The organism is Paraburkholderia sp. Tr-20389, assembly GCF_017104565.1.
Lineage (GTDB): Bacteria > Pseudomonadota > Gammaproteobacteria > Burkholderiales > Burkholderiaceae > Paraburkholderia.
In genome coordinates, this window is record NZ_JAAGPD010000045.1 from 52169 (window position 1) to 65210 (window position 13042).

The following is a 13042-nucleotide window of genomic DNA, read 5'->3' on the forward strand; positions in this document are numbered from 1 at the left end:
GCTGGTGCTAGCCTAGGGTTTTCCCTATAATAGGGGTTATCCCTAGGTGTCAGTCGCCTAACGCCAAATCCGAGGTTCACCATGTATCTGATCAGCCGCTTTTTCCTGTTTCTGACGAAGTCCTACGACGAGCGCGTCAAAGCACACAATGACGCCTACCTGGCCGAAGCGACGGACCTGTACGACTTGGAATTCCGCATGCGCAAGATCGACCGCGAAGCGCAACTGCGTCAGCCGTCGTGGATGAGCCAGCACTAATCGGCAGTAAGGGCCGGCGTTCCAGCCGGCCATGAAAGTCGCTCAACGCGAGCGCAACACGCCGTAGCGCGCCAGTGCCTGCTGGCGCGCTACGGCGTGATCGACGACAGGCTGCGGGTAATCCTGTCCCAGCACGACGCCCCAATCCTTCAGGTCGTCGGGATCCGCCTGCCACGGCGCGTGAATCCACTTCGCGGGCACCGTCTCCAGCTCTGGCAAGAAGCGCTTGATAAAGAGCCCTTGCGGATCGAACTTCTCCGATTGCGTTACCGGGTTGAAAATCCGGAACCACGGTTGCGCGTCGCAGCCCGTCGATGCCGCCCATTGCCAGCCGCCGTTATTCGCCGAAAAGTCGAAGTCGTTGAGCTTTTCCTCGAAGTAGCGCTCGCCGCGCCGCCAGTCGATGCCCAGATCCTTCGCCAGAAAGCTGGCCGTCACCATCCGCAGACGGTTGTGCATGAAGCCGGTCCGGTTCAGTTGCAGCATTGCGGCGTCGACGAGCGGATAGCCCGTGCGTCCTTCGCACCACGCTGCGAACAGCGCGTCGGCGTCTTTGCCTGTTTCCCAGCGCAACCTGTCGAACTCGCGCCTGAACGACTCGCCCTTCGCGATATGCGGATGATGCGCGAGGATCATGAAGTAGAAGTCCCGCCAGATCAGTTCCGACAGCCACGTCGCCGCGCCCTGTCCGTCGGGTTGCAGCGACGTTTCATGCGCGAGCCGTGCGAGCGTGCGGATCGAAACCGTGCCGAAGCGCAAATGCACCGAAAGGTGACTCGTGCCGCGCGCGGCGGGAAAGTCGCGCCGCTCGGCGTAGCTGTCGATGCGAGTCAGAAAATCTTCGAGTCGCGCCTGCGCGCCGCTCATGCCTGCCTGTAGTTCCGTCTCGGCCAGCTTGCCGGGCGCGAAGCCCATTTTTGCGAGTGTCGGCCATGCGTGATCGAGCGTGCGCGGCGGTCGCGCGAGACTTTCCGAATAGCGTTCGACGGGATAGGGCTTGAGATCGAACGGCGTCAGCTGCTTGAGCCACGCGTTCTTGTACGGCGTAAACACGGCGAAAGGCTTGCGCTGGCCGTTGAGCAGTTCGTCGCGCTCGAAAATCACCTGATCCTTGAACGTAAGCAAACGGCGTCCATCGTCGCGCAGATGATCGGCGACCGTCTCATCGCGCTCGATGGCGACCGGCTCGTAGTCGTGATTGGTGAAAATCGCGTCGACTTCGAGTTGCGCGGCAAGCTTCGGGATCGCGTCGACGGGATCGTCGTGCAGCACGATCAGTCCGCCGCCGCCTTCCTTCAGCGACCGGTCGAGTTCCTCGAGCGACGCGAGAATGAACTCGATCCGCGCGTCCTGCACCTTGCCCACGTGCGGATCGCGCTGGTGTGCCCAATCGATCAGCGGCTGAAGAATGGTCGTGTCGAACACGAACACGCACCAGACCCGCTCGCAATGCCGAAGCGCGTAATACAGCGCCGCGTTGTCGCCTGTGCGCAGATCGCGGCGAAACCAGACGAGTCCGTTCTTGAAGTGTGCGTCGAGTGGGTAGGCGCGGGTCATGTGATGGCGGCGAGGACGAAGGACCGTCGATGATAGTGTCCGTGGGCCGCAAACCCAATGCCCGGCGCGTCGTGAATCGACGCAAAAATGAAGCAGCGACCGCCTTTCGCGCGAAAGGCGGTCGCTGCTCCAGAACTAACAGAAAGTCGAGGCCGGGAATATCAGACGATCTTCACGCGCACGTCGACATTACCGCGCGTCGCGTTCGAGTACGGGCAGACCTGATGCGCGGCGCTGACGAGATCCTGTGCGGCTGCCGCATCGAGGCCCGGCAGTGAGACGCGCAGTTCGACGTCCAGCGCGAAGCCGCCCTTGTCGTTCGGACCGACGCCGACGTCGGCCGTCACGGTCGTTTCGGCGGGCACGGGCTGCTTGCGCTGGCCCGCGACGAACTTCATCGCGCTCAGAAAACACGCCGAGTAGCCAGCCGCGAACAGCTGTTCCGGGTTTGTGCCTTGCGCGCCGTTGCCGCCGAGTTCGCGCGGCGCGGCCAGCTTCACGTCGAGCGCGTTATCCGACGACACCGCGCGACCATCGCGACCGCCGTTGCTCGTTGCCGTTGCCTTGTACAGTACGTTCATCTTGACGCTCCTTGATCGGATCCAGTGATTGGTTCAGTGCTTGCCAGTGCTTGCCAGTGCTTGCCAGTGCTTCGCGCAATCGCTGTCGAACTGGCATGGACGTAAATGTATCGCACTAATTATTAGTGTGCAAACTAAATTGCAAGTCGATGCGCCAGGCGCGAACGCACGCGATTCAGTCTCGTTCGAGGTAGTCGTTCAGCGTGCCGCGCAATTGCTGGAGATCGTCGCGCAGCCGCACGAGAAATTCATGCGGTTGCTGGGTTGCACAGAAGATTTCTTTCGGCACGTCGCGGGCGGTGCGCTTGAGCGTGACGCCCGATTTCGTCAGCCGGATGAACACGAGCCGCTCGTCTTCGGTGCCGCGCACGCGCTCGATATAACCCTGCGCTTCGAGCCGCTTCAGCAGCGGCGTCACCGTGGCCGAATCGAGGTTCAGGCGCGCGGCGATGTCCTTCACCGTGACGTCGTCGCTTTCCCACAGGATGAGCATCGTCAGATACTGCGGGTAGGTGAGGCCGAGCCGGTCCAGAATCGGCTTGTAGGCTTTCGTCATCGCAAGGGACGTCGAATAGAGCGCGAAGCAGAGTTGCTGGTCGAGCGTGACGGGAAAGGCGGTGCGCTGGGTCATGGGCGTCCCCTTGAAGCGATGCGTGCGAATGGATTGCGTGCAAACTATTGTGCCGAAAAACTCGGCGCGTGGCATCTATGCTTCACCTCGTCGTGCGCGAAGCGCGCGCCGCCTGCACGGCGCGGACCCAACTGACGTAGCCGGCGCAGCCGCTCAGGGCGAGGGTGACGAGGATGAGTCGGAAGTGAGCGGCTGACCAGGCGATTGCACGCCGAAGCAGCCGCGGTATGTGGCGTAGAACGAGCAATAGAGCATCGTGGTGACGATGATCGACGCGGGCATGAGAATCACGAGCGCGAGATCGCCCGCGCCCAGTGCCTGAAGCAGCGCGGACAGTCCGATCGAAACCGTGGTTGCGACGGCGAACCACAATGCGCCGTAGACGAGGAACGCGCCGCGATTGCGCCAGCAACTGACGATGCTGAAGAACATCGCCTTGATGGTCGGCACGTCGTGCCACGCGGTGAGAACGGGCGCGAACCAGAACAGCATCGCGACGGGCACGTAGAACGCCAGCGCTGTCAGCACGGCAAGCGGAATGTCGCTATTGGCGACGGCTTCCGGCTGCATCGACTCGCCGCTGATCATCAGATGCAGCAGCATGCCGCCGTCCGCGAGCGCGGAGCCTGTCAATACGACGGCCATCGCGATGATGTACAGCACGCCGAGCAGCAGCAGGCGCTTCGCGACCTGGCTGCCGTAAGAGCGGAAGCCGTCGACGAGAATGGTGGGCAGCACCGGCTTGCCCGCGATCGTGTCGCGGCACGCCGCCATGAAGCCGACGGCGACGCCCGGAATCAGCATGAGCGGCAGCACGCCGCCGATGATGGGAATCAGCGAGATTGCCGTCATCGCGAGCAGGTACGCGAAGAACAGCGTCAGAAACGCGAGCGGATTCCTGCGAAAAAGCCAGATGCCTTGCCGGAACCACACGTAGCCGGTTTTCGCCGGAACTTCGATCAGTTGCATGAGCTGTGAGTGCTTAGAGTGCGGCGCTCGCGAGACGCTCGCGGAGAATGCGCTCGAAATGACCGGGGTCGTGTGGCTTGAGCAGTTCGGCGGCGCGCGGCATATGGAAATCATACAGGCGCGAGACCCAGAAACGATACGCGCCCGCGCGCAACATGTCGCCCCAGTGCCGGGTTTCGGCGGGCGTGAACGGACGAACCGTCTGATAGGCGCGCAACATGCCTTCGACGCGCGCTTCGTCGAGCTTGCCCGTGGCCAGGTCGACGCACCAGTCGTTCACGGTGACGGCGACGTCGAACAGCCACTTGTCGCAGCCCGCGAAGTAGAAATCGAAGAAGCCGCCCAGTTCGACTTCATGATGCGTGCCGGGCGCCGCGTGCGCGAACAGCACGTTGTCGCGGAACAGGTCGCAATGGCACGGGCCTTCGGGCAGCGACGCGTAATCGGCCGACGCGAAGAACGCTTGCTGATGCGCGAGTTCTTCTGTGAGCAGCGCGCGCTGCGCGTTCGACAGAAACGGCACGATGCTCGGCACCGTGTCCTGCCACCACGGCAGGCTGCGCAGATTCGGCTGATGATGCGCGAAGTCGCGTCCAGCAAGGTGCAGGCGCGCGAGCATCTGCCCCACTTCGACGCAGTGCGCGACGCCTGGCGCCAGCTCAGGCGCGCCGTCGAGCTTCGTGACGATGGTCGCGGGCTTGCCGTTGAGCATGCCGAACAGCGCGCCGTCGTCGCGCGGCATCGGGTCCGGCACGGGCACGCGGTGCGAGGCCAGATGGCGCATCAGATCGAGATAGAAAGGCAACTGCTGCGCAGTCAGCTTTTCGAAGATCGTGAGGACGTACTCGCCGCGCGTGGTCGTCAGAAAGAAATTGCTGTTCTCGATACCGGATGTAATGCCGCGAAATTCGACGACTTCGCCGAGATCGTAGTGGCGCATCCAATCTGCGAGTTGGGCTTCGGTGACAGCGGTGAAAACGGCCATGCGTGGGGACGTCGAATCAGGTTGATCGGCTGGCGTAATGCCAGTGGCAAGTGGAACCAAGCGGGTTGAAAGCGTCGTGAGGGCGCTTCGGCTTGACGCAAAACCGGCGCGCGTCTTGCGACGGCGCGCCGGCTCGGGTGGATCAGTAATGCAGGTTCACGGACGGCAGTCGCGCGGGCGGCTTGCCGGATTCGTAGACGCGCGGCGACGTGTCGGCGGGCGCGCTCATCTGGTAGCGCGTGCCGAAGTTCGAGCGCACGTCGATTTCGACGGGCTTGCCCTTGTCGCGGTATTCGGTGATTTCGGTGCCGTTGCCGCTGCGTTCGTAGTAGCTCGGCGTGCGCGGCTGGTTGATCTCGACTTTCGAGCTGACTTCGGCCGCGGGACGGTTGATCGCTCTCAGATCCGGCAGGCCGGCCCGTTCGTTGGCTTCGGCTTGAGCGTCTGCGGCTGCCTTGTCTTGTGCGGACGGGGCAGGCTGGGCAGCCATCGCGACGCCGCTGACGGCCAGCATCAGCGCAACTGCGACGGGGAAGAGCGGCTTCATGGTGTTTCTCCGATTAGGTGGCCCAATTCTAGCAAATCCACTGCTGCCCACGGGCATGAGTCACGGGCGATCGCCTTATTTTGCGCGCTTCCCGCGCGGCCTGCAGAAAGCGCGCTGCTGCGTGGGAGCCACCGCGCAAAAACTGTCGATACGTGGGCACCACGTCATCGGCAGGCAGGGGTTCCGTGGTAATGTCGTTGCATCAATCGAGGCGAACGAAGATGAACTACGAGACCAATCAACGCGCGGTGCACGTGCCCGCCAATGCGTTCCCGACCGAGGCCTTCGACGACGCAGCTGACGCCGTCACGCGCCTGTCCGCCATCTATGAAGCGAACACGTCGTTCCTGCGCGACGCGTTCGCGCGCTACCGCCGCAACGAGCCGTTCGACCGGCGCGTGCGCGCGTGCTATCCGTTCGTGCGGGTGCGCACGGAGACCAACACGCATGTCGACTCGCGCCGCTCGTATGGCTTCGTCGCGGGTCCGGGCGTGTTCGAGACGACGGTCACGCGGCCCGATCTGTTCGGCAATTACTATCGCGAGCAACTGCGCCTGCTGGTGAAGAACCATCATGTGTCGGTGGAAGTGGGTGTGTCCGACCAGCCCATTCCCATTCACTTCGCATTCGCGGAAGGCATTCACCTCGAAGGCGATCTGGACCGCGAGCGCCTGCTCGCGATGCGCGACGTGTTCGATGCGCCCGATCTCGCGCTGCTCGACGACCGCATCGTCAACGGCACGTACGAGCCGCTGCCGGGCGAGCCGCATCCGCTCGCGCTGTTCACGGCGGCGCGCGTCGACTTCTCGCTGCACCGGCTCAAGCACTACACGGCGACGTCGCCGACGCATTGCCAGAACTACGTGCTGTACACGAACTATCAGTTCTATATCGACGAATTCGTGAAGCTCGGTCGCACGATGATGACGAAGACCGACGACGCCGATCTGCGCGCGTACCGCAGCGAGTACACGTCGTTCGTCGAACCGGGCGACGTGATCACGTACAACGCGAATCTCGGCGAGCAGGAAGACGAGGGCCACGCGCCGCCGCGCCTGCCGCAGATGCCCGCGTATCACCTGAAGCGCGCGGACGGCAGCGGCATCACGATGGTCAACATCGGCGTCGGTCCGTCGAATGCGAAGACGATCACCGATCACATCGCGGTGCTGCGTCCGCATGCGTGGATCATGCTCGGCCACTGCGCGGGGCTGCGCAATACGCAACGTCTCGGCGACTACGTGCTGGCGCACGGCTATGTGCGCGAGGATCACGTGCTCGACGACGATTTGCCGTTGTGGGTGCCGATTCCGGCGCTCGCCGAAGTGCAGGTCGCGCTCGAGCGGGCCGTGGCGCAGGTCACGCAGCTCGACGGCGCCGAACTCAAGCGCGTGATGCGCACGGGCACGGTCGCGAGCGTCGATAACCGCAACTGGGAGCTGCGCGATCATCGCGAGCCGGTGCTGCGTCTGTCGCAAAGCCGCGCCATCGCGCTCGACATGGAAAGCGCGACCATCGCGGCGAACGGCTTCCGGTTTCGCGTGCCGTACGGCACGCTGCTATGCGTGTCGGACAAGCCCTTGCACGGCGAGTTGAAGTTGCCGGGCATGGCGGACCAGTTCTATCGCGCGCAAGTCGATCAGCATCTGCAGATCGGCGTGAAAGCGATGGAGATTCTGCGCACCAACGGCTTGCATAAGCTGCATAGCCGGAAGCTGCGCAGCTTTGCAGAGGTAGCGTTCCAGTAAGCGTTCGGGCACGTTAAACGTACGGGAGTGCGACAAGCCCCGCCAACGCTCCGCCTCCCAGCAGCCACAACGGGTGAATGCGCGTCTTGAATCCAAGCGCCGCGCACGCACCCGTGATCGCCCACGCGAGCCACGACGCATCCGACGACAGAGCGATCAGCAATGCGCTCGATGCGACGAGCCCGGCCGTCACGGGCACGAGCCCTTTCTGCGCGACGCGCCGCCACGGGCGATCCTTGAAGCGGTTCCACGCATGCATCGCGAGTATCGTGACGACGGACGACGGTCCGAATTTCGCCAGCGACGTCACCAGCATCCCCGCCCAGCCGGCCACGTGCCAGCCGACCAGTGTGACGACCATCATGTTCGGTCCGGGCGCGGCCTGCGCCAGCGCGAAGAGCGCGCTGAACTCGCTGGCGGGCATCCAGTGATGCACTTCGACGACCTGCCGCTGCATCTCCGGCAGGATCGTATTGCCGCCGCCGAAGGCGAGCAGCGAGAGCTGGCTGAAAATGACGGCGAGCGCGATCAGCGTTTCGATCATTTCGACACCTCGTTTTGACGCGCATTCGCGCTTGCCGCCTTCGTCCGTTCCACACGCGATGCAACGAAGATGCTGAGCGGCGTCAGCACGAGCATCGTCGGCAATAGCGGGAAGCGCAGCAGCGCAATCGCGACGAAACCGAGCGCGGCGATCGTCGCGGCGCGCGGGTCGTGGCGCAGCGGCATCAGAATCTTGATGGCCATCGCGACCAGCAGCCCCGCCGCCGCGGCGGCCAGGCCGGCGAACAGATGCTTGATGTGCGGATCGTTCTGCGTGTGTTCGTACAGCACGCCGAGTGCGATCACGACCAGCGAAGGCCCGGCGATCAGGCCGAGTATGCCCGCCAGCGCGCCGCGCAAACCGCGAAACTTCATGCCGAGCGCCACGGACAGATTGATCACGTTGCCGCCCGGCAGGAATTGGCACAGGCCGAGCAGATCGGTGAATTCGGCGGCGCTCAGCCAGCGCCGCTGGTCGACGATGGTTCGCCGCGCCAGCGGCAGCGCGCCGCCGAACGACGTGAGCCCCAGGCCCAGAAAGCCCATGAAGATTTCGCGCGTGGTCGGAGCGGGCGTGTGCTCCGGCGCGTCGGGGTGCTGATCCATGACGTTCACTATCCGGTACAAGGCGTGAAGATTAGCGCTGTTCGACCCGCGTTCAAAACGATTTCTTGGGCAAGTCTTTGTGATCTAGAATCACAAGGATGAACCGCAAGCTTCCTCCCTTTCCGGCGCTGCGCGCCTTCGAAGCCGCGGCGCGGCACGACAGCTTCACGGCCGCCGCCGACGAACTCCATGTGACGCACGGTGCAATCAGCCGGCAGGTTGCCGCGTTCGAGGCGTGGGTCGGCGTGCAGGTGTTTCATCGCAACGGCAAGCGCGTGCGGCTCACGGAAGACGGCCGGCGTTATCTGTCGAAGATTCAGGCCGCGTTCGACAGCATCGCGGCCGCGACCGATCAGCTGCGCGACACGGGCGTCGTGCATGTGCTGCGCGTCAATGCGCTGCCTACGTTCGCGATGAAGTGGCTGCTGCCGAGGCTGTCGCAGTTTCAGCGGATGGCGCCGAACGTCGAGTTGCGGCTCGCGACCTCGAATGCGCCCGTCGAGACATTGGAGAGCTTCGACGTCGCCGTGCGACGCGGGCCCGCGCACTGGCCCAATTGCGTGAGCGGACAGTTTCTGGAAGAAATCGAAATTCCGGTGTGCAGTCCGGCGCTGCTGCAACGCATGCCGATTCATAACGCTGACGATCTCGCGCGGCACGTATTGCTGCATTCGGATACGCGCCCCGATGCATGGCATCACTGGCTGCAGGCCGCGGGCGTCAAGGCGAAGTGCCGCAAGAAACAGTCGTTCGACCATTTCTATCTGGCGTTGCAGGCAGCCGTGGACGGATTGGGCGTCGCGCTCGGTCCGTTGCCGCTCGTCGACGAGGAGTTGAAATCCGGGCGGCTCGTCACGCCGCTCGATGGGCCGCGCATCGACGTGCGTGGCTATTGGTGGGTCGCGCGGCGCGAAGTAGCGAATGCGCCGCTCGTCGAGCAGTTCTGCCGCTGGCTCGAAGCGCAGGCGGCGAACGATGCGCGTGCACCGTTCGCCGCCCGCCCATCAGATAGTCACAGATAGAACATCCGGTCTTCGTCCGACTTCGACGGATGCGCTTCCGGCTCTTCGCGCTCTTCGTAGAACGCGAGCACCGCTTCGAGCACCTGGTCGGGATCGTCGATCACCTGCATCAGGTTCATGTCGTCGGGATTGATGAGGCCCATCGGCACCAGTTGCGATTCGAACCACGCGAGCAGGCCCTTCCAGAACTCCGCGCCGACGAGAATGATGGGCACATGGCGCGACTTCTTCGTCTGAATGAGCGTGAGCACTTCGGCCAGTTCGTCGAGCGTGCCGAAGCCGCCCGGCATCACGATCACGGCATCCGAGTTCTTCACGAACGTGACTTTGCGCGTGAAGAAGTGACGGAAGCGCAACGAGATATCTTGCCACTGGTTGCCCGATTGCTCGTGCGGCAGCTCGATGTTCAGACCGACGGACGGCGCCTTGCCGGCATGCGCGCCTTTATTGGCCGCTTCCATGATGCCGGGGCCGCCGCCGGAGATCACGGCGAAGCCCGCGTCGGAGAGCTTGCGCGCGATCGTCGTGGCCAGTTTGTAGTACGGCGAGTTCGGTTTCAGACGCGCCGAACCATAGATGCTCACGGCCGGGCGGATCTCCGACAGGTACTCGGTCGCCTCGATAAACTCTGCCATAATCGTGAACATCTGCCACGATGCGCGGGCCTTCTTGGCTGTTGCGCGCTCTTGATCTGCGAGCGATCGCAGACTCGGAATCACTTTTCTCTTAGTCATAATGCCTGAAGAACAGAACCTGGAAGGTAAGACCCTGCTATTGGTTGACGGTTCGAGTTATCTGTACCGGGCCTACCATGCGATGCCTGATTTGCGCGGTCCCGATGGCGGGCCAACCGGGGCGCTCTACGGGATCATCAACATGCTGCGCCGTATGCGCAAGGAGGTTACGGCAGAGTATAGCGCGTGCGTGTTCGATGCCAAAGGCAAGACGTTTCGCGACGACTGGTATCCGCAGTACAAGGCGAACCGTCCGTCGATGCCCGAAGATCTCGCGAAGCAGATCGAGCCGATTCACGTCGCCGTGCGCTCGCTCGGCTGGCCGCTCCTGATGATCGACGGCGTCGAGGCCGACGACGTGATCGGCACGCTTGCCAAGCGCGCCGAGGCGCGTGGCATGAACGTGATCGTATCCACAGGGGACAAGGATCTGGCTCAGCTCGTGACGGATCATGTCACCCTCATCAATACGATGACGAACGAGAAGCTCGACCGCGAAGGCGTCGTGGCGAAGTTCGGCGTGCCGCCCGAGCGCATCGTCGATTATCTGTCGCTGATCGGCGATACCGTCGACAACGTGCCCGGCGTCGAGAAATGCGGCCCGAAAACGGCGATCAAATGGCTCACGCAATTTGACACCCTCGATGGCATCGTCGCACACGCAGACGAGATCAAAGGTGCGGTAGGAGACAATCTGCGACGTGCGCTCGACTTTCTGCCGATGGCGCGAAAGCTCGTCACGGTCGAAACGGATTGCGACCTGACGGAGCACGTGATCTCGTTCGAGGACACGCTTCCCACCCGGCCCGAAGCGCGCGAAGAACTGCGCGACGTGTTCACGCGTCATGGCTTCAAGACGTGGCTGCGCGAAGTCGAAATCGCAGATGCGGTCGAAGGGCCCGAAACCGACGTGCCGCCCGCGCCCACTGTCGAAGGCGACGGCGCGCGCGAGTACGACACCGTGCAGACGTGGGAGCAGTTCGACGCATGGCTCGCGAAGATCGACGCGGCCGGGATCACGTCGTTCGATACGGAAACGACGTCACTCGATCCGATGGTCGCGCAGATCGTCGGCATTTCGATTGCGGTCGAAGCGGGCAAGGCGGCCTATATTCCCGTCGCGCATCGCGGGCCGGACGCACCCGTTCAGTTGCCGCGCGACGAAGTGCTCGCAAAGCTCAAACCGTGGCTCGAAAGCCGCGACAAAAAGAAAGTCGGCCAGCATCTGAAGTACGACGAGCAGGTGCTCGCGAACTACGGCATTACGATGGACGGCATCGAGCACGACACGCTGTTGCAGTCGTACGTGCTCGAATCGCATCGTCCGCACGACATGGACAACCTCGCGCTGCGTCATCTCGGCCTGAAGACGATCAAGTACGAGGACGTGGCGGGCAAGGGCGCATCGCAGATCGGTTTCGATGAAGTGGCGCTGGACAAGGCCTCCGAATACGCAGCCGAAGATGCCGACATCACGTTGCGCCTGCATCAGGCGCTGTATCCGCAGATCGCTGCCGAAGTGCCGCTCGATCACGTGTACCGCAACATCGAAGTGCCGACGTCGCGTGTCCTGCGCAAGATGGAGCGCAACGGCGTGCTGATCGACGTCGAAAAGCTGCGCGTGCAAAGCAACGAGATCGCGACGCGTCTCGTCGAACTGGAACGCGAGGCGTATGAACTCGCGGGCGGCGAATTCAATCTCGGCTCGCCCAAACAGATCGGCCAGATTTTCTTCGAGAAGCTCGAACTGCCCGTCGTCAAGAAGACGCCGAGCGGCGCGCCATCCACTGATGAAGAGGTGTTGCAGAAGCTCGCCGAAGACTATCCGCTGCCGAAGACGATTCTCGAGCATCGCGGTCTGTCGAAGCTGAAGTCGACCTACACCGACAAGTTGCCGCGCATGGTCAACGCGAGCACAGGCCGCGTGCATACGAACTATGCGCAGGCCGTCGCGGTGACGGGGCGTCTCGCATCGAACGATCCGAATCTGCAGAACATTCCCGTGCGCACGGGCGAAGGCCGGCGCATTCGCGAGGCGTTCATCGCGCCGCCGGGACATAAGCTCGTGTCGGCGGATTACTCGCAGATCGAGTTGCGCATCATGGCGCATATTTCCGGCGACGAAGCGCTCCTGCGCGCGTTCAAGCAGGGCGAGGACATTCACCGCGCCACGGCTTCGGAAGTGTTCAGCGTGACGCCGCTCGAAGTGTCGAACGATCAGCGGCGCATTGCGAAGGTGATCAACTTCGGGCTGATCTATGGCATGAGTTCGTTCGGCCTCGCGTCGAACCTGGGCATCACGCGCGATGCCGCGAAGCTGTACATCGACCGCTATTTCGCGCGTTATCCGGGCGTTGCCGCGTATATGGAGAACACCCGCACCAGCGCGAAGATGAAGGGCTACGTCGAAACCGTGTTCGGCCGCCGCCTGTGGCTGCCCGAGATCAACGGCGGCAACGGTCCGCGCCGCCAGGCCGCGGAGCGTGCAGCGATCAACGCGCCGATGCAGGGCACGGCCGCCGACCTGATCAAGCTGTCGATGATCGCGGTGCAGAAGTGGATCGAAGAGTCGCGCATCGGCACGCGCATGATCATGCAGGTGCACGACGAACTGATCCTCGAAGTGCCGGACGACGAACTCTCCGATGTACGCAAACGCTTGCCGGAACTGATGTGCGGCGTTGCGCAGTTGAAGGTGCCGCTCGTCGCCGAAGTGGGCGCGGGTGCGAACTGGGAGGAAGCGCATTAAGAAAGCGCGCTGAGCTGGCGACAGGCGTCAGCGAGGCGCTCGCTGGCATGTCAGTTGGGTATGTCATGCCACACTGACACAGCATTGTTGCTTCTTCAGGTCAATGGGATAA

General features: G+C 63.1%; 13 protein-coding genes. 4 read left to right on the forward strand and 9 right to left on the reverse strand.

Annotated elements, in window-relative coordinates; translation table 11 throughout:
- Positions 1-81 precede the first annotated feature (81 nt).
- Positions 82-258 (forward strand): DUF3563 family protein, encoded by a 177-nt coding sequence (locus G3N95_RS32055; protein ID WP_205974103.1) that lies wholly within the window; start codon positions 82-84, stop codon positions 256-258.
- A 42-nt stretch (positions 259-300) separates the two neighbouring features.
- Here G3N95_RS32055 and G3N95_RS32060 read toward each other — a convergent pair whose 3' ends face one another.
- The 6 genes from G3N95_RS32060 to G3N95_RS32085 all read right to left on the reverse strand — a co-directional run bounded on the left by G3N95_RS32060 (position 301) and on the right by G3N95_RS32085 (position 5528).
- Positions 301-1815: a deoxyribodipyrimidine photo-lyase gene (locus G3N95_RS32060; protein WP_205974104.1), complete on the reverse strand. Its 1515-nt coding sequence runs from the start codon at positions 1813-1815 to the stop codon at positions 301-303.
- Positions 1816-1976: 161 nt separating this feature from the next.
- Positions 1977-2396, reverse strand: a complete 420-nt coding sequence (locus tag G3N95_RS32065; protein WP_205974105.1) for an organic hydroperoxide resistance protein — start codon at positions 2394-2396, stop codon at positions 1977-1979.
- Between the two features lie 175 nt (positions 2397-2571).
- The gene (locus tag G3N95_RS32070) at positions 2572-3027 is read right to left on the reverse strand and encodes a MarR family transcriptional regulator (protein ID WP_205974106.1); all 456 of its coding nucleotides are present in this window, start codon (positions 3025-3027) and stop codon (positions 2572-2574) included.
- Positions 3028-3180: 153 nt separating this feature from the next.
- The gene (locus G3N95_RS32075; protein WP_205974107.1) at positions 3181-3996 is read right to left on the reverse strand and encodes a BPSS1780 family membrane protein; all 816 of its coding nucleotides are present in this window, start codon (positions 3994-3996) and stop codon (positions 3181-3183) included.
- Between the two features lie 13 nt (positions 3997-4009).
- Complete coding sequence (locus G3N95_RS32080) at positions 4010-4981, reverse strand: homoserine kinase (protein ID WP_205974108.1); 972 nt, start codon at positions 4979-4981, stop codon at positions 4010-4012.
- Positions 4982-5123: 142 nt separating this feature from the next.
- On the reverse strand, positions 5124-5528 hold the full coding sequence (locus G3N95_RS32085) for a hypothetical protein (RefSeq protein WP_205974109.1): 405 nt from the start codon (positions 5526-5528) through the stop codon (positions 5124-5126).
- Positions 5529-5749: 221 nt separating this feature from the next.
- Here G3N95_RS32085 and G3N95_RS32090 point away from each other — a divergent pair, with 221 nt between their 5' ends.
- Positions 5750-7276: an AMP nucleosidase gene (locus G3N95_RS32090; RefSeq protein WP_201659868.1), complete on the forward strand. Its 1527-nt coding sequence runs from the start codon at positions 5750-5752 to the stop codon at positions 7274-7276.
- A gap of 13 nt (positions 7277-7289) precedes the next feature.
- Here the strand turns inward: G3N95_RS32090 and G3N95_RS32095 are convergent, their stop codons facing one another.
- Both G3N95_RS32095 and G3N95_RS32100 read right to left on the reverse strand, forming a co-directional pair.
- Positions 7290-7820 (reverse strand): chromate transporter, encoded by a 531-nt coding sequence (locus tag G3N95_RS32095; RefSeq protein WP_205974110.1) that lies wholly within the window; start codon positions 7818-7820, stop codon positions 7290-7292.
- On the reverse strand, positions 7817-8425 hold the full coding sequence (locus tag G3N95_RS32100; protein ID WP_205974112.1) for a chromate transporter: 609 nt from the start codon (positions 8423-8425) through the stop codon (positions 7817-7819). Before G3N95_RS32100 ends, G3N95_RS32095 begins: the two co-directional genes overlap by 4 nt.
- Positions 8426-8523: 98 nt before the next feature.
- Between G3N95_RS32100 and G3N95_RS32105 the strand changes: the two genes are divergently transcribed.
- Complete coding sequence (locus G3N95_RS32105; RefSeq protein ID WP_205974113.1) at positions 8524-9447, forward strand: transcriptional regulator GcvA; 924 nt, start codon at positions 8524-8526, stop codon at positions 9445-9447.
- Here the strand turns inward: G3N95_RS32105 and G3N95_RS32110 are convergent.
- On the reverse strand, positions 9438-10181 hold the full coding sequence (locus G3N95_RS32110; protein ID WP_205974114.1) for a TIGR00730 family Rossman fold protein: 744 nt from the start codon (positions 10179-10181) through the stop codon (positions 9438-9440). The two genes, G3N95_RS32105 and G3N95_RS32110, sit on opposite strands and share 10 nt — an antisense overlap.
- 1 nt (position 10182) lies before the next feature.
- Here G3N95_RS32110 and polA point away from each other — a divergent pair, with 1 nt between their 5' ends.
- Complete coding sequence (polA, locus tag G3N95_RS32115) at positions 10183-12930, forward strand: DNA polymerase I (RefSeq protein WP_205974115.1); 2748 nt, start codon at positions 10183-10185, stop codon at positions 12928-12930.
- The last annotated feature ends 112 nt before the right edge of the window (positions 12931-13042 follow it).